This is a genomic window from Photobacterium sp. WH24, assembly GCF_019204055.1.
GTDB lineage: Bacteria > Pseudomonadota > Gammaproteobacteria > Enterobacterales > Vibrionaceae > Photobacterium > Photobacterium arenosum.
Genome location: NZ_JAGSOZ010000002.1, coordinates 150558 through 167830, shown reverse-complemented (window position 1 = coordinate 167830; position 17273 = coordinate 150558). Strand labels below are relative to the sequence as shown.

At 54.3% G+C, this 17273-nt stretch carries 15 protein-coding genes; 10 read left to right on the top strand and 5 right to left on the bottom strand.

From position 1 onward, the window contains the following. Positions 1–16: 16 nt before the first annotated feature. The 3 genes from KCG43_RS04040 (at position 17) to KCG43_RS04030 (ending at position 2269) form a co-directional block, all read left to right on the top strand. On the top strand, positions 17–424 hold the full coding sequence (locus KCG43_RS04040) for a GFA family protein (protein WP_218383602.1): 408 nt from the start codon (positions 17–19) through the stop codon (positions 422–424). 238 nt (positions 425–662) lie between these two features. Beyond that, positions 663–1331, top strand: a complete 669-nt coding sequence (locus KCG43_RS04035; protein ID WP_218383462.1) for a cytochrome c — start codon at positions 663–665, stop codon at positions 1329–1331. After that, entirely contained in the window at positions 1328–2269 is a 942-nt protein-coding gene (locus KCG43_RS04030) for a c-type cytochrome (protein ID WP_218383461.1), read from the top strand. The genes KCG43_RS04035 and KCG43_RS04030 overlap by 4 nt, the downstream gene beginning before the upstream one ends. Positions 2270–2341: 72 nt before the next feature. Here KCG43_RS04030 and KCG43_RS04025 read toward each other — a convergent pair whose 3' ends face one another. Beyond that, positions 2342–4558, bottom strand: a complete 2217-nt coding sequence (locus KCG43_RS04025) for a methyl-accepting chemotaxis protein (RefSeq protein ID WP_218383460.1) — start codon at positions 4556–4558, stop codon at positions 2342–2344. Positions 4559–4850: 292 nt separating this feature from the next. Here KCG43_RS04025 and KCG43_RS04020 point away from each other — a divergent pair, with 292 nt between their 5' ends. Beyond that, the gene (locus KCG43_RS04020) at positions 4851–5030 is read left to right on the top strand and encodes a hypothetical protein (protein ID WP_192015495.1); all 180 of its coding nucleotides are present in this window, start codon (positions 4851–4853) and stop codon (positions 5028–5030) included. 43 nt (positions 5031–5073) lie between these two features. On the opposite strand, the gene KCG43_RS04015 is transcribed toward KCG43_RS04020, so the two are convergent. Then, entirely contained in the window at positions 5074–5985 is a 912-nt protein-coding gene (locus KCG43_RS04015; RefSeq protein ID WP_218383458.1) for a D-alanine--D-alanine ligase, read from the bottom strand. A 321-nt stretch (positions 5986–6306) separates the two neighbouring features. On the opposite strand from KCG43_RS04015, the gene KCG43_RS04010 reads away from it, so the two are divergent. The 6 genes from KCG43_RS04010 to gntR all read left to right on the top strand — a co-directional run bounded on the left by KCG43_RS04010 (position 6307) and on the right by gntR (position 12489). Further along, positions 6307–7323 (top strand): TRAP transporter substrate-binding protein, encoded by a 1017-nt coding sequence (locus KCG43_RS04010; protein ID WP_192015497.1) that lies wholly within the window; start codon positions 6307–6309, stop codon positions 7321–7323. Between the two features lie 97 nt (positions 7324–7420). After that, positions 7421–7972: a TRAP transporter small permease subunit gene (locus KCG43_RS04005; RefSeq protein WP_192015498.1), complete on the top strand. Its 552-nt coding sequence runs from the start codon at positions 7421–7423 to the stop codon at positions 7970–7972. Next, positions 7965–9287, top strand: coding sequence for a TRAP transporter large permease subunit (locus KCG43_RS04000; RefSeq protein ID WP_192015499.1), 1323 nt, complete (start codon positions 7965–7967; stop codon positions 9285–9287). Before KCG43_RS04005 ends, KCG43_RS04000 begins: the two co-directional genes overlap by 8 nt. 60 nt (positions 9288–9347) lie before the next feature. Further along, positions 9348–9842 (top strand): gluconokinase, encoded by a 495-nt coding sequence (locus tag KCG43_RS03995; RefSeq protein WP_027253165.1) that lies wholly within the window; start codon positions 9348–9350, stop codon positions 9840–9842. Between the two features lie 48 nt (positions 9843–9890). Then, complete coding sequence (gene gndA / locus KCG43_RS03990; RefSeq protein ID WP_218383456.1) at positions 9891–11378, top strand: NADP-dependent phosphogluconate dehydrogenase; 1488 nt, start codon at positions 9891–9893, stop codon at positions 11376–11378. A gap of 109 nt (positions 11379–11487) precedes the next feature. Continuing rightward, complete coding sequence (gene gntR, locus KCG43_RS03985; RefSeq protein WP_218383454.1) at positions 11488–12489, top strand: gluconate operon transcriptional repressor GntR; 1002 nt, start codon at positions 11488–11490, stop codon at positions 12487–12489. A gap of 190 nt (positions 12490–12679) precedes the next feature. On the opposite strand, the gene KCG43_RS03980 is transcribed toward gntR, so the two are convergent. From KCG43_RS03980 to KCG43_RS03970, 3 genes are read right to left on the bottom strand one after another with little or no spacing between them, the layout of a single operon-like run. Beyond that, on the bottom strand, positions 12680–14599 hold the full coding sequence (locus KCG43_RS03980; RefSeq protein ID WP_218383452.1) for a beta-N-acetylhexosaminidase: 1920 nt from the start codon (positions 14597–14599) through the stop codon (positions 12680–12682). 9 nt (positions 14600–14608) lie between these two features. Next, positions 14609–15496: a BadF/BadG/BcrA/BcrD ATPase family protein gene (locus tag KCG43_RS03975; RefSeq protein ID WP_218383450.1), complete on the bottom strand. Its 888-nt coding sequence runs from the start codon at positions 15494–15496 to the stop codon at positions 14609–14611. After that, positions 15489–17228: a glycoside hydrolase family 9 protein gene (locus KCG43_RS03970; protein ID WP_218383448.1), complete on the bottom strand. Its 1740-nt coding sequence runs from the start codon at positions 17226–17228 to the stop codon at positions 15489–15491. Before KCG43_RS03970 ends, KCG43_RS03975 begins: the two co-directional genes overlap by 8 nt. Positions 17229–17273: the final 45 nt, after the last annotated feature.

Genomic DNA, 17273 nt, shown 5'->3' with positions numbered 1-17273 from the left:
AGAGATAATGAGTGAAGTGACTTACCCTATTCACGGGGCCTGCCAGTGTGGCGGCGTGACGTATACATTGCTCGCACCGCCGGCAATGGTTGTGGCTTGCCACTGCAAAGAGTGCCAGAAGCTCTCGACCAGTGCGTTCAGCATTACCGCTATGGTGGACGCCAAAGACGTGGTTTTTGAAGGCGTGATGGCTGACTGGTCTCGTCCTGCGGACAGCGGTAATACCAGCGCCGCGAAATTTTGCCCGACCTGCGGCAACCGTATTTATCATTTTAATCCCAAGCAGCCTGATGCCATTAAACTGAAACCCAGTAACCTGAGTGACACCCGCGTGATTCAGCCGACTGCTCATGTCTGGGTCAGTGAAAAACAGGACTGGGTTTCCATTCCGGCTGGCGTGAAGCAATTTGCCAGGCAGCCGTAAATCCAGCCCACTCTTCCCTGCTTAATCAGTGCCTACTGCCTAACCTCGCTTGATCGTCTACCCCTTAGCTATGGGATATAACTCCAATGGTATGAAAGGTTTGTGCAGACAAGAGATTACTAATCACGGTGTTTTTTTGTTCTACACTCAGAAAGGCAATGTCCGGCAACCTCAGCATGCACGCTGTAAAAGGGCCGGGTGTAAAGCATGACATAAATAAGAATAACAGGGTATCGCGATGAGCAATGTATTCAATATTGGGCCAGGAAAGGCCTGTGGGTGGTTAGGCTTAGGTTTGCTGCTGTTATCTGGCGGCATACAGGCAAAAACAGAAGAAGAGGCAAAAGCGCAGATCAAGCAGGATCTGATAGGCTTTTGTTCAGATTGTCATGGCAGAAACGGGGTGTCTGAGCTTAAGAATGTGCCTAACCTGCGTGCCCAGCCTCCTGAGTATCTGAAAGCGCAGTTGCTGGCTTTTCGCAGTCAGCAAAGAAGCAGCTCATTCATGGATGCATTTATCTATCAGATTAATGATGCACAGATTGAGCAGGCTGTGGCCCATTTCTCTGCCCAGCCTTCGGCACTGAAAGGCAAACCAGCCTGGCGCGGTGAGAAATGGCCCGGTGACATGGCCGCCGGCGAACAGCTTGCGTATGTGGGTAATGCGTCGGCCAATGTTCCCGCCTGTGTGGCCTGCCACGGCCCAAGTGGTATTGGGGTGGAACCGGGTTTTCCACGGTTGGAGGGGCAGAAACCTCAATACATGATCAACCAGCTTAAAGCATGGCAGGCCGGTAAACGTCCGCCAGGCCCCCTTGGTGTGATGAGTGCTATTGCCAAGTCAATGACGGATGATGAAATTGTCGCCGTTTCTCACTACTTTGCGCAACTGGGGGGCGAACAATGAAAACGCTAATGTTGTTCACTGTGTGTCTGATGAGCTCTGCGGTCTCGGCCGCCACCGAGTATGAACAAGAGTATGTGCATTTAGGCGAAGTGGAGCCGGGCAAGCGATTGCCAGAGGGAGAAAACTACCACGCCCTGCCAGACTGGAATAACCTGCCTGAAGCGCATTTTGGCGAAGCGGTAAAGAAGGGCTATACCCTTTTTACAGATACCCAATCGCTTAAAGAGCAGGGAGTGATCAAAGGGGGGCTGAACTGTGTTAACTGCCATCTGAACGCTGGTCGTCTGGCCGGTGGCGCTCCGCTTTGGGCCGCTTATGTGGCGTATCCGGCCTACCGTTCCAAAAATGACAGAGTGAACACTTTTGAAGACAGGCTGCAGGGATGCTTTCGCTATTCGATGAACGGTGGCGATAAAGTACCGGCGCTGGACAGTGATGAAATCCGAGCCTTGACGGCGTATTCCTATTGGCTGGCAACCAATGCGCCGGTTAACAGCCAGTTACCCGGCCGCGGGTATTTCAGTGCAGACAAACCTGCACAGGCTCCTGATTTTGCACGTGGTAAAGCGGTTTATCAGGAACAATGCGCATTTTGCCATGCGCAGAACGGTGAGGGACGCAAAGCTGAAGGACGTTATGTTTTCCCGCCGCTTTGGGGAGAAGACAGTTATAACTGGGGCGCTGGTATGCACCAGATCAATACTGCGGCTGCTTTTATTAAAACCAACATGCCGCTGGGGATGGGCAATACGCTGACCGATCAGCAAGCCTGGGACGTCGCCCTGTACATCAACAGCCAGAACCGGCCCCAGGATCCGCGCTTTACCGGCAATGTAAAAGAAACCGCTGAAAAATATCATGCCCATCAGGGCATGTATGGTAAGCCTTCGCCGACTGATAAGCACATTCTTGGTGATCCGGCTCAACAACCCAAATGACCCGGTGAGATGAAATTAAGCGAGATAGCGAGTGACGGCTCGCTGTCTCGCTTATTACGGCCGATTAAATCATTACACCTTGAAGTGACCTGCCATTTTTTCCAGTTGGGCAGAGAGGGTGGACAGCTCTTCGCTGCTGGCTGATATCTGTTCGACCGCGCTGCTGGTGTCGCGCGACATAATATAAATATTGTTGATATTATTGCTGATTTCTTCTGACACTGCAGATTGCTGCTCAGAGGCTGCCGCGATCTGAGATGTCATGTCTGCGATATGTTCCACCGATTGCACCACTTGCTGAAGGCGCTGAGTGGCATTGGTGGCCTGTTCAGAGACGCCGTAAGTGTGCTCAATGCTTCTGGTCATTACATCGCTGACGTCACGGCCGTGGTTGAGCAGGGTTTCCAGCATGGTGGCGGTGTCGCTGGTGGCATCCTGAGTGTGTTGAGCCAGATGACGCACTTCTTCTGCAACAACGGCAAAGCCACGCCCGTGTTCGCCTGCCCGTGCAGCTTCAATCGCGGCATTGAGGGCAAGCAGGTTAGTCTGTTCAGCAATGTTGCGTATGGTGTCCAGTACCTTGGTGATCTCATCTGAGCTTTGACGAAGCAGGCCCAGTTTATCGTTGGCTTCACGCATGTCACTGGACATTTCATTTAGCCTTTCAGTACTTTGCATAAGTAGGCCAGCGCAATCTGTTACTTGGGTGTTGGCATCGTTACTGACAGTGGCGACTGTCGCTATATTGCCTGAGATATCTTTGGCTGTGGCACTCATCTGATCGATCGCCACTGTCAGCTGTGTGGTTTCCTGCTCCTGCCGCGATACAGTCTCTGCCGTCTGCACCGCACTGGCAGCTAATGCCTCCGCTTCACTGCGCTGCTGACCGGCCGCGATTTTCAGTTGATGGATGATCTCACTCAGTTTACCGGACATGGTTTTCATCGAGGCATACACCCCGGTCGCCGGTTTGTCGTCAGCCATGTCTAGACGCAGATTGCCGTCGGCAATGGCGCTGGCAATGTGTTCCATGTGCTCAGGCTCTCCGCCTATCGGTCTGGTAATGCTGCGGCTGATCAGGAGGGCGGCAGGAATGATCAGTACCAGCATAGCCAGAATGACAAAAAAACCGCTGATATTGAGCTGGCTGATGGCTGCCAGCGCTTCAGCCTGGTCGATCTCTGCAACGATAACCCAGCGTATGGCCCCGAATTGAACCGGTGCAAACGCCGATAGCACGGCGTTTCCTTTGTAGTCACTGATGGCATCAATATTGGTTTCACCCGCCAGGGCGCGGCGCACGGCTTCGGTATCAATACTGCCTTTGTCAGGATACAGGAAAGAAGCATGTACTGAGTGGTTAACAGGGTCGATATACGAGTTGGAACGCATCAGCTTATCCGGCCCGACAAGGTAGGTTTCCCCGCTGTCACCCAGTCCGGCCCGGACGCCCATAATGGCCGTCAGGCGATCGATCGGAAACTGAATAACTAATACACCAGCCAGACTTGCCCCCTGATAAACCGGGGCCGCTATGAAACCGGCCGGAGAGTGGTAAGAGGGCAGATAGAGGCTGAAATCTATCAACGCAGTCTGGCCTTTCGCCAGCGCCATTCCAGCCTGGTAAGCGTGACTGAGCAAGCTGGCACTGAAAGGGCCGTTATTCAGAGAGGTCGCAAAATCCACTTCCTTGTAGACGCTGTACACTACCTGTGACGTTTGCGCATCGATCAGAAAGAGATCGTAATAGCCTGAGGTTTCAATCAGCTCCCGAAAAAATGGGTGATAGGCAGCATGGGCCTGATCGTAGACTGAATCACCGCTTTCATCGAGCCGTTGCTTCTCACCCAAAGGATAAGGACTGTTCGCCAGGTAGCTGGCTTGCAGTGAAATAGCTGCAGGAGAAAGCTGGCTAAATAGCGAGTCTGCGGATATCTGAAGATCCGGCGCGTTAGCCTTCAGCTTGGGGATGAACTGCTCGGTGTAAAACTGTTTGACCTGGTGACGTGCAGTCTCATCGACCGGCGGCAGTTCAGCGATTCCCCGACGCAAAGCCTTTAGTGCCTGCGCCGTGAACGGGTTGTTGGCTTCCAGTGTAATTTGCTGATTGAGTGCGGAAAAGTAACGCTCTACCGCATCCAGTTTTACTTCGCGTAATGATTCCAGCTGGTTATAGGCTTGCAGTTTTAGCGAGTCTCCGGCCTGATAAGTGGCAATGATCATCATAGCCAGTGCCGGAACCAGTCCTGACAGGAGCAAAGCGGTGAGTATTTTTTGCTGCAGTTTCATGGTTTGCCTCGTAGAAGCGACGCTGCTGTAATTCGAAATTAGTTCACGTTTTGTGCGACGACGTCAGTTAAACGCGATCAAGAGTGCGTTTTGTGATGTGAATCAAGTGTAATAATGTGAGTGTTGAATAAGCGCATTCAGGGCAGGGGCACGGATGAAGAATCAGGACAATTGTCCCAAAAATAAATGAATTTGCAGTCAGTCTCGGTGCTGAGCAGGCGATTCTTTTTCTGATCGATAAGATTCCGTCGCCCTAACTAGCAGTAATGAACTTAGTCAGGAGACTGTTTTGATGGCAAAAGTGACAACGCTGAGTGCAGAAGAGAAGCAAAATCTGGTGAATGAACTGAAACAGCTCATTGCCCTGCGCATGGGAAAATCGGTCAGTGTGACGCATCAGTTCAATGATGAACAGGGCTTAGTCGTAGCCTTTGCTGTCGAAGGACAACGCTGTATGGAAGTGGCCTTTTAGCCGCCAGTTGCCCGTGCTGAGGTAGCGACGGGCCGCTGACAGATTACACAGGATCAAAAGTGGCCAGCGCCAGTATCTGCTCGATAGTCCGGGTAAAGTCGAGACCGATTTCGCGGCTGGCCATCGGAAAGACACTGCGCTGGGTCATACCCGGTGACGTATTCATTTCAATAGGGTAGATCTTACCGTCGTCGCCGAGAATCACATCCAGCCGGCCCCAGCCGCGGCATCCTAGCGCCTGAAAAGCCGACAGTGAAAGTTGCTGAATAGCCCGCTCTGTCTCGGTGTTAAGGTCGCTGGGGCAATGGTAACTCGCAGTCTGGGCACCGAATTTGGCTGTCCAGTCAAAGAAAGTGTCAGAGCGAATTTGTACTACGGGCAGTGCGGTGTCACCCAGAATACCACAGGTGTATTCCCGGCCAGTGATGAAAGCCTCAAGCAGGATATCGTGGTCATATTCAAAGGCCTGCATCACTGCGGCCTCCAGCTGAGCTGAGGACTCTACTTTCGACACCCCTATGCTGCAACCCTGAGAGCTGGGTTTGACGACCAAAGGGTAGCCCAGATCGTCGGCTGCCGACTGAATCTCTTGCAGCGACTGCTGACGATGAACGGCGACCCAATTGGCATAGTGATAACCGTGTTGAGCCAATATCTGGCGTGTGCGCAGTTTATTGAGACACAGTGCCGATGTGGCCAGGCCGCTGCCGGTATAAGGGATTGTCAGCCAGTCCAGCAACCCCTGAATATGACCGCTTTCACCCAGGCTGCCATGCAGGGCAATAAAGACCTTATCGACCGACTGCAATGCCTCCAGGGTGCCGTACAGGCTGGAGGGATCAATCGCCACCACCTCATGCCCTAATTCATCAATGGCTTCGCAGACGGCCTGACCAGAACGCAGTGATACACTCCGCTCGCTCGATTCCCCGCCCATTAACACACCTACACGCATAATCAATCCCTTCCATAAGTCCGTAAGCTCATATAGTAACGAATTAGCCCTGTGATACAAAACTATTGATTTACAAAACAATAATGAAACATGACCTTGGTTCGGTAAATGACAGCTCAATCATTTACTTACCTTTAGAAAAAAAACGTGTCAGCGGATAAACGAAATCAGATCGCATGAGGTGGCATTGTTGTGATGATCTTCAAAGACAGCCCTTCTTTTTCTCTGCTAGCATTTGTTATCAAAGTTACCGGTAACATAACAACTAACAGCCGGCCTTTAACGACAACGACGTGACTAATAACAATAGGACTGTACCTGATGAAAAAGCTCACCTGCACTCTGCTCGCTGCCTCACTGGCCGGCACTTTTACTGCTTCCGCGCTGGCGGCTGACTACACCTTTAAATTCCAGTCGTCTGACCCGGCTGGAGATAAAAACTTTCAGGTTCAGCAAGCCTGGGCGGAGCGTGTTGAAACCATGTCTGCCGGCCGTATCGACATTGACTTACTGCCTGTGGGCAGTGTGGTTAAACACACCGAAACCCTGAACGCGATTAAACTGGGGATCCTGGATGGTCACATCACAGCGACCAGCTACTTTTCCGGCAAAGATCCTGCGTTCGGCTTGATTGGTAACACGGTCGGTGCCTGGTCTGATACCACTCAGCTGTTGCAGTATGTGAATTACGGTGGCGGCTATCAGCTGATGACCGAGCTGTATGCACCTTACGGGGTGAAATTTGTCGGCGGCTCGACCACAGGTGTGGAGTCTTTTGTGTCTAAAGTACCGGTCAATGGTGTGGACGATCTGAAAGGCCTGAAACTGCGTGCCCCGGAAGGTCTGGTTCAGCAGGTGTTTGCGGCGGCGGGTGCCTCACCGGTTAACCTGCCGGGTTCAGAAGTGTTCACCGGCCTGAGCAAAGGTGTGATTGACGCCGCGGATTACACTGTCTTTTCCACTAACCAGAAAGCCGGTATGAACGATGTGGCCACACACCCGGTTCAGCCGGGCTTCCACTCACTGCCGCTGATCGACATTTCGATGAGCCAGAAAAAGTGGGACAAACTGCCTGCGGATCTGCAGGAGATCCTGACGACCTCTGTACGCGATTTTGCCTATGACATGACCACTCAGCTTAAGATCGCCGATCAGCAGGCGGTGAAAGAAGCCCAGGCGAACCCTAACATTACCATTCACAACTGGTCGGACGAAGAGCGTAAGAAATTCCGGGAAATCGCCCGCGAACAATGGAAAGTGTTTGCTCAAAAGTCGCCAAATGCAGAGAAAGTCTACCAATCTGTAACTAAGTTCCTGGAAGATAACGCACTGTTGTAATCCTCCGAACTGCTTGTCTGACACGCACCACTAATCCCCCTGTGAGAGGGCTGTAATCAGCCCTCTGTATCCGATGTAGTAAGAGTTGTGAACTGTCATGAATACCAATCCAACCCCCGCAGAGCATGATGAGGACAAGCCGAAGAATGGCTTGGATGCGGCCATCGTCCACATAGGCAATGCGCTGAGTCTGTTGTTTATTTTTACGGTGATCATTTCATTTTATGAAGTGCTGATGCGCTATGTGTTTGATTCACCGACTATCTGGGTGCATGAAACCGCGTCGTTTCTTGGTGGTTCTCTCTTTATTGTCGGCGGCCTGTATGCCATGGCGACCAACAAGCACGTGCGTGTGGTCCTGCTGTACGACATGGTGTCACCGCGCACGCGTCAGTACCTGAATGTATTCCATCATGTGATGGGGCTGCTGTTTTCTGTGCTGATGTCATGGGCCTCGTACACCATGGCCCGTGAAGCCTGGATCACCCCTTGGGGCGAAATGCGTCTGGAAACCTCAGGTTCTGCCTGGAACCCTCCTTTTCCCGCTTTGCTCAAAGGGATCATTTTTATCTGCCTGTGTGTATTGTCTGTGCAGTTTCTGTTGCACCTGATCGCTGAAATCCGTGGACTGAGGAAAAAAGATGTTTGAGTTATCGTCAATGGGGATCGGCTTCGGCAGCCTGCTGATGCTGGGGCTGATGATTGCCTTGTTGCTGACCGGGATGCAACTGGCGTTTGTCACCGGCCTGGTGGCACTGATCTTTACCCTGGGCTGGTTTGGTCCGGATGCCTTGCCGCTGGTCACCAGCCGGATGTATTCGTTTGTCGACGGCTATATTTTCCTCGCTGTACCTATGTTCGTGCTGATGGCAGCGCTGCTTGATCGCTCCGGCATCGCCCGTGATCTTTTCGACGCCATGAAATCCGTCGGCCGTCGTCTTCGCGGCGGCGTCGCGGTGCAGACCTTGCTGGTGGCCGTGGTGCTGGCGTCCATGTCGGGCGTGATCGGTGGTGAAACCGTGCTGCTGGGTATTCTGGCGTTGCCGCAAATGCTGCGCCTGGGGTATGACCGCAAGCTGGCAATCGGCACCACCTGTGCCGGCGGCGCGCTGGGCACTATGCTACCGCCGAGTATCGTGCTGATCATCTATGGTCTGACGGCCAGCGTGTCGATTGGCGATCTGTTCAAGGCGGCTTTCCTGCCTGCCTTGTTGCTGGCACTGATGTACATCGGCTATGTCCTGATCCGCTGCAAACTCAACCCTGCGCTGGCCCCTTTGCCAACCGAACAAGAGCTGGCGGAAGACGCCGCCAGGGATATCAGCTATTTCAAAGCTTTATTTTTCCCATTACTGTCGGTCGGGGTTGTGCTCGGCAGTATTTACACTGGTGTGGCGTCAGTTACGGAAGCCTCTGCGCTGGGTGTGGTCGGCATCATGATCAGCACTGTGATCCGGCGCGAAATGAGCTGGAGCATGCTCAAAGACAGTGCCATTGCGACCATGCGTACCTGCGGCATGATCATGTGGATTGGCATCGGCGCCAGTGCGCTGGTTGGTGTGTACAACCTGATGGGCGGCATTGATTTCGTTGAAGAAACCATTCTGGCCTTCAGTGGCGGCAGTCCGACCATGACCTTGCTGATTATGATGGTGATCCTGCTGGTACTGGGTATGTTCCTGGACTGGGTGGGAGTCGCGCTGCTGACTATGCCTATCTTTGTGCCCATTATTACCGGTCTGGGCATGGACCCGATCTGGTTCGGCGTGGTGTTCTGCCTCAACATGCAGGTCTCTTTCCTGTCTCCGCCTTTTGGCCCGGCGGCTTTCTATCTTAAATCGGTGGCACCCAAAGATATCAGTCTAGGTGAGATCTTCAGCTCTCTGCTGCCTTTTATCGGCCTTCAGCTGATTGCACTGACTCTGGTGATTGTTTTCCCGCAGCTTGCGCTGTGGTGGCGTTAAGAAAATAACAATAACTATAAGGAACTGCCCTGCGCTGTGAGCAGGGCTGGGATAATGGCGATGAAACCAAAAAAGATAATTGTAATGGGCGTATCAGGGTGCGGCAAAAGCCTGATAGGCAGCACGCTGGCGACGGCACTGGGGCTGCGCTTTTTTGATGGCGATGATTTTCACTCGCCGGACAATGTTCGCAAGATGAGTGAAGGCGTGCCCCTCAATGATGAAGACAGGGCTGAGTGGCTGGCACGGCTCAACCAATTGTTGCGGGATGCCCCCAATGCGGTGCTGGCTTGCTCTGCGCTGAAACCTGAATACCGCCGCCAATTGCGCGCTGGGATCGACGGGCTGGAAATTGTCTACCTTCAGGGGGATTTTGACACTATCTGGAACCGCCACCAGCAGCGTGCGGATCATTATTTTAACGGTCGCGCCATGCTGGAAAGCCAGTTTGCGACTCTGGTTGAGCCAGAGCAGGATGAAGCACTGTTTATCGATATCCGCCAGTCTCAGCATGAGGTATTGCAGGATATTCTCACGCGACTGTCGCCGGCCTGAATAAGGCAAAGCGATTTTGAGTCACTCATTGCAGTAAAGGAAAAAGGAATGACATCAACCCAGTGCAATATAGCCATGATTGGTTTAGGCGTGATGGGGCGGAACCTGGCGCTGAACCTGCTGGAACACGGCTTTGCGGTGGCTGGCTTTGATCTGCAGGCCTCCCTGGTGCAGCAAGCCGGGCAGCAGGCTGAAAAGCTGGCGAAAGCGCCATTTACTGGCTGTGATTCTCTGCATCAGGTATTGGCGGCGCTACAGTCGCCGCGGGTGATTGCCTTGTCTGTCCCGGCAGGAAAACCGGTTGATGCCGTGATCTCTACGTTACTGGAAGCCGGACTGGAACCACAAGATATCGTGATTGATACCGGCAACAGCCTGTGGACGGATACCCTGGCCCGTGATAAGCAGTTTAAGGGACAGTTCCAGTTTTTCAGCACAGCTGTGTCGGGCGGTGAAGAAGGTGCCCGCCATGGCCCGGCTTTGATGGCCAGCGGCAGTGCCGCGGCCTGGCATCAGGTCGGCCCGATGTGGACAGCCATCGCCGCACAGGTCGACAGTGCGGGTCAGCCGCTGCCGCCGTTGAAGCAGGGCGAGGCCTGCGCGGCTTACCTGGGACCGGACGGTGCCGGCCATTACGTGAAAATGGTGCATAACGGCATTGAATATGCCGACATGCAGTTGATCTGCGAGGTTTATCACTTTCTCAGCCAGCACCTTACAATGTCTGCTGCCGAGATAGGTGAGATCTTTGCCAACTGGAACCAAGGGGTACTGAACAGCTATCTGATGGAAATCAGTGCCGATATTTTGCAGCAGCAGGATCCTGACTCCGACCGGCCGCTGGTGGAAATGATCCTGGATAAAGCCGGGCAGAAAGGCACAGGTTTGTGGACGGCCGTCAACAGCCTGGAAGTCGCCAGTCCGGCCCCGACTATTGCCCAGGCGGTGTTTGCCCGCGCGATGAGCGGGATGAAATCTCTGCGTGTGCAGGCGGCCAGCTCACTGCCTCTGGTCGCGGATGACGCTCAGACCCTGAATAAAGCCGAGCTGATCGCCCAGCTGCACGATGCACTCTACTGCGCCAAGCTGTGTACCTACGCACAGGGATTTGCGCTGATGAAAACCACAGCTGCCGGGCAGGGATGGCCGCTTGATTACGCCGTTATCGCCAGGATCTGGCGTGCCGGCTGTATTATTCGCGCTATTTTCCTGCAGGATATCAGTCGTGCCTTTGAGCAGCAGCCAGCGCTGGAAAACCTGCTGTTAGCCGATCACTTCCGCACTCAGCTTACCGAGCGTCAGTTAAACTGGCGTAAGGCCGTTGCGTCTGCCAGCCTGGCCGGTGTTGCCATGCCGGGGATCAGCTCAGCGCTGCAATACTTTGACACCCTGCGCAGTGAAGTGCTGCCGGCCAACCTGTTACAGGCCCAGCGCGATTACTTTGGTGCCCATAGCTATTCCCGCATTGATCAGCCAGAGGCTGACGCCTTCCATCTCAGCTGGGGTCAGTCCCCGCGCGTGCAACGCAAAGTGTAATGCAAACAGGCCGGAGGGCCTGTTTCTTTTTGCGCCAGGTTACAAATCACAACAGGCGCTTGTGGTAATCTTGGGCTTGTTTAGCCCAATCCGACACATGAAAAATACCATGACAACCAAAAATAAACGCCCGACTTTGCAGGATGTTGCGAACCTGGTCGGAGTGACTAAGATGACGGTCAGTCGTTACCTGCGCGATCCCAGTCAGGTTTCAGCGGCCTTGCAGAGCAAAATTGCCGCCGCTGTCGAGGAGCTGGGATACATTCCCAATCGCGCCCCCGATATTTTGTCCAATGCCAAAAGTTATGCCATTGGCGTGCTGGTACCCTCACTCACCAACCAGGTCTTTGCGGAAGTGATCCGGGGCATTGAAAAGGTCACCGGTCCTGCCGGTTATCAGACCATGCTGGCACACTATGGCTATAGCGCTGAAATAGAAGAAAAAAACATCGCCTCCCTGCTGTCCTACAATGTGGATGCCATTATTCTGTCGGAAAGCGTGCATACCGAGCGGGCGCGAAAAATGCTCGATACCGCCGGGGTGCCTGTGGTGGAAATCATGGATTCGGTTTCCCCGGCCATCGCTCAGGCGGTGGGGTTTGATAATCAGGCCGCCGCTGAGGCGATGACAGAGCAGATGATCGCCCGCGGTTGCCGCCATATCGTGTATTTTGCCGCCCGGATGGATGCCCGGACCCACTTGCGCTTTACCGGTTATCAGCAGGTGATGAAGAAACACGGGCTGGTGCCGCGCAGCATTCAGACCGAGGAAGCCTCCTCGTTCAGCTTAGGCGCCGGTTTACTGCGGCAGTCACTGGCAAAATATCCGGATGCCGACGGTATTTTCTGTACCAATGATGACCTGGCCATCGGGGCGATTTATGAATGCCAGCGGTTAGGTATTCAGGTGCCGGCGCAAATGGCGGTGGCCGGTTTTCACGGCCATGACATCAGTCAGGTGATGGTGCCGCGACTGGCCACTGTGGTTACACCGCGTGAGCGGATCGGCTATGTCGCTGCCGAGCAGATTCTGCAGCGGCTGCGCGGCGAGCCGGCGACAGAGAAGGTGATTACCCTGGATGTAAAAATTGAGCTGGGCGAGAGTATTTAGCGGCCCTGAGTTTGGCTTGTTCACGCAACACTGAGCAAGTCATCCGGCCAGTGGCAGAGGTAAAAAAAGGGGACCAGAGGTCCCCGAACTTATTGCCAACACAACCATATAGGATGTAAAAGACACTTCACGACACACGACAGAACCCACCCGCAGCTCACCACTGTGACCGGGCTCTGGACATGTTCTGTTAACCCTGGCGGTAGTTCAGTCCCACCCGGTCTAAATAGTTCAGCTGGCCATGGAGGCGGGCTTTGAAATCATCCCAGTCACGCTGATCCGGCGGACACCAGCAGACTTCACTGACCGCCAGCAGGCGGGGATAAAGCAGGTATTCAAACCTTGCCTGGCTGTAGACATGCTCACACCATAACGCGCACTGAATACCCATGATTTGATTCAGTTTGGGATCGTTTGGCTCCAGCTCGGCCAGCGGGCGATAGCTGTACACAGTTTCCAGCGGTAAGATCCCGGCCCAGTTTGCACCGGCTTCCTCGGCGGAATGTCCCTGCGCCAGATCCAGATAGGTGTACTGCGCGGGCTGCATGATGACCTGATAGCCTTTGCCTGCACAGTCCAGTCCTGCCTGTTCATTTATCCATGGCATCACTATGGTGTTTTTACTGACTTTGTCGCCTTTGACCACTTCCTGCCAGCCGAGCATGCGCTTGCCTTTCTGAGCCAGGTAATTTTCGACAAAGCGTAAAATATGGCCTTGCAGTTCAAACGGGTCTTCATAGCCCTCTGCGGCCATCAGCTCGCGACACGCGGGGCTGTCAGTCCAGACACCGTTTGGCACTTCGTCTGCCCCCACATGCAGGAAAGGCGCCGGGAACAACTCGCAGACTTCATCCAGCACTGTGGTCAGGAAGGTGTAAGTGCCTGCCAGCGCCGGTGACAAAATGTTGTCTGAGTAATTCTGGATGCTGCGGTACTGCGAGCGATCAGCTTCATCAACCAGCAGCTCCGGCAGCGATTTTATGGCTGCCCGGCAATGGCCGGGAATATCGATTTCCGGGATCACCTGAATACCGCGATCTGCCGCATAGGCGACGATATCCCGGATCTGCTGTTTGGTGTAAAAGCCGCCGTACCGGCGATCAACAGTCGAAAACTGCGGGACCAGCTGCTCTTGCGGCCCGCGCCAAGCCCCTATGTCAGTCAGGGCAGGGTAGGCTTCTATCTCGATGCGCCAGCCTTCATCGTCGGTCAGGTGCCAGTGGAATGTATTGAACTTATAACGGGCAAGCTGATCGAGCAGTTTTTTTATCCGGGCAACGGAATGAAAATGGCGCGCGCAATCCAGCATCATGCCGCGGTGGCCGTATTGCGGCTGATCGTTAATTTCCACCATAGGCACGCTGAGCGAGTGCTCAATCTGATGAGTCGGCTGAGCAGGCAGTAACTGCAGCAGGCTGGCTGTCGCATGGCTGAACCCGGCCGAGGAGCTGGCTTCGAGCCAGATGTGATCGGGTTCGACCAGCATATGGTAAGCGCCTTCAGCCAGATCGGCGCGCGCCTGATAGTGAATATTGCCGCCGGGGCCGACCTGCAGGGGCGTGTCGAGCCAATGGGCCAACTCCTGCTGCAGCCAGTTCACACAGCCCTGTGCGGCGTCAGGAAACGCTGCCAGTGCGGTATCGCGGGTAAAACGGAACTCGCCCGGTAAGGTTTTCAGACTGGCGGGAGCCGGGATCAGGTTAATCGGTTTGGGCGCAGGCAAGGCGACCGTCTGTCTGTCCTGCACCGGGTGTTTCAGGTTCACCGGGGTCACAGTCACCGGCAGTGCTTCGCCTTGCTGACTGGCATACAGGCAGGCTTCGATCACGCCGTCACCATGCAGGGTGAGTGGCGGGGTCTTAATGGAAAATTCGGTATAGAAATGGCTGTTGGGTGCCAGAGCGGTATCGTCTGAGGCTGACAGGGTGCAGTAGCTGCCAATCTGCTGCAACACGCCGCGAGAGACCGAAGCCGGTTCAATCCAGCGACTGAGAATAAAAGCCAGGGACCAGGCTTCCAGCGTCTGTTCACCCAGGTTGTGTAAGGTCAGCGCGAAGCGGGATTCCGTATCGGTTTGATTGATAACAGTTAAATCAAGGCGATAGCTCATGATAGCCCCTTATAATGGATACAGGTTATGATCGCCCTGAGCGATCAGTATTGCGCCATCCATGGCATCTCCCTGCGGAGCAGCCAGTCGGCGTTGAATAGCGGGTGTCAGCCAGGGGGCGATGCGTTCGCCAATGCCGCCCATCAGACACACTTGGTCTGCACCGCGCGTCAGCAGAGCGTTCAGCCACATCTCAATATCTGTGGCGGTCTGCTGAAGCAATGCCACCGCCAGGCTGTCGTTTTGCTCTGACAGTCGGAAAATCTGCGGGGAAAACTGGCCATAATCGCAAGGACGGGCGGTTTTTGACCATTCGACAATGGCATCGACATCCTGTCCGAAGTGAGCCAGTACATGGCGGACCAGTTCGGTTTGAGGCACGATACCGTCAACGCTCAGTAACACTTGCTGAATGAGGCGCAGGCCCATAATGGCGCCGCTGCCCTGATCGGAAATCGGAAATTCCCGCCCGCCCAGCACTGTGATCTCCTTGCCGCGGCGAAGAATACCGACAGAGCCGGTACCGGCGATGAAAATCGCGCCGTCCTGCCCGTTCCAGGCACCCAGACAGGCGCCATAGCCGTCTGTGTTGAGCGCCATCCGGCCATAGGGATGCGGCTGGGCCATGAAGTCGTACCAGGCTTTGCGATGTTCAGCGCCTGCCAGTGCCAGACCGACAGCCATGTGAGAAAAGTCGGCATCGGTCAGGCCGGCTTGTGCCGCGGCGGTTGCAATCGCATCCTGTATCGATGCCATGGCAACTTCCGCGCCGAGCAGAATATTGGCGCTGCCGGTTTTAGCTTCAGCCAGTAGCTGGCCGTTATGATCGCAAAGCCGTGCCCGGCAAGAGGTGCCGCCGCCGTCAATACCGACCAGAAAACGCAAATCATCAGCCATGATGGCGCTCCTTACATTGCATCACGATAGCTAACAGATACCAGGCGGCATGCGGGATCCATTGCTCCCCCCAGCGCCAGTTCTGCAGCATGTCATTCGCCTGGGCCGGTGGCGCAAAGGCAATATCCGCTTCATTGTCAAAACCTGAGGTAATGCCATTGCAGATACCGCCTTTGGCATTGAAAAAACCTAACTCAGGCAGATAAAGCGGATTATTACGGCCGTGTCCGTCCAGCATACTCATATCAAAGGGGTTGAGGCCCAGCATCCAGTTCAGGAGCTGAGTGCCGTAATCTTTCAGCCTGCGGCTCAGTTCACTGCTGTGCACAACCGGGGCGGCCATGAAGGCCATAGCGGCGAGAGAGCCAAGTCTGGCATTTTCTCCCTGCCACCAATATCCGCTTTCATTATTGTGCGGAATAAAGAAAGCGCTGTGCTTGTCGCCATCCACTGCTTTGACATACTGGCGCGGATAGCCAAAGGGATTACTGGCCGATTGCGTGATGTTCAATTCAAATTGCAGTGCATTGTCCAGTACCTCTTCCATCGCGTTCAGGCGGTGCTGATCCGATTCAATTTGTAAATACTGCAGCAAACTGATGACCGGCAGACCCGCTTCGGCGGCATGAAAATACGGCCGGCTGCCATCAGCGTTCGCGCTCCAGTAATGTTGCTGCTGGTTATCGGACTGCTGACGTGCAGCCAGTCGATCGGCCCAGTAACGGGCTTCGCTGAGATAGCGGGTTTGATCCGTCGCTTTACTCAGCTCGACCGCCGCCAGCAGCGCGCAATATTCATCAATGATGTTTTCTTCACCATTATCCAGATATTGGCTGTTGTGGGTTTTAAGGTGCCAGTATGCCGTCTGGGCCGATTCCAGATAGGCGTCGGTATGTTTCACCTTGCCCAGATCCAGTTTGCTCACCGCAGCACTGCGTACCAGCCTGGCCGCTGCGGCCAGGGCGGCAATCGCCATGCCGCCGCCCTGACGAAAAGCGGCCTGATAGCTGTCAGCTTTTATTCCCTCCTGAGTTGAATAGCTACAAATCTCCCGTTGCCCGGTGGACTTACTCCACTTATCGAACACTGTCATATAAAAATAACCCTGCGGTGCATGCATCCGCAGTAAAAAATCCGCGCCAAAAAGTGCCTCTTCAATCAGGCGGACGCGGGAAAAATCCGCAAAAGCGGGATCACCCTGCAGCGACTCAAAGGCGGTGAGCATATTCCACACCACCATAGGCGTCTGCTGCGGATTGAGGTAATTGGCATAGGACAGGTGACTCAGGTATTTACTGACATCGCCCGAGGCGTCGTACCAGCCGCCATGGGCGTCGACGACTGTGTCCTGATGGCCAAACAGCGGGACGGCATGATCATGCTGATCGAATTTGCCGCCGCAGCGCTGGGATTTGAAATAGTGCAGTACATCACTGAAAGTGCGCTGCATCAGCAAGCCGTCTGCGATCTCAAAGTCTGAAGACTCAAGATCACCAAAGCGGATCCGGTAGCGTCCTGCTTCCTGCCAGGCACTGAAATCAATGGGTGTTGCCGTGCCTGTGTGCCATTGATCTGTGCGCTGGCTTTGAGAGAGCGGCAGTTGCATCACAGCTTGTCGGTCGTCACTGCGGATCAGGGTCGCCTGCGTCAGGGATAAAGGGGCCTGATGCTGAACTATGGCAACCTTATTACCTGTGCGTTCATAACCGAGATGGTTGATTAACAACTGCATAGCTTTCCTTTGTTGTTGTGAGTTATTGTCGATTTTTCAGCGATG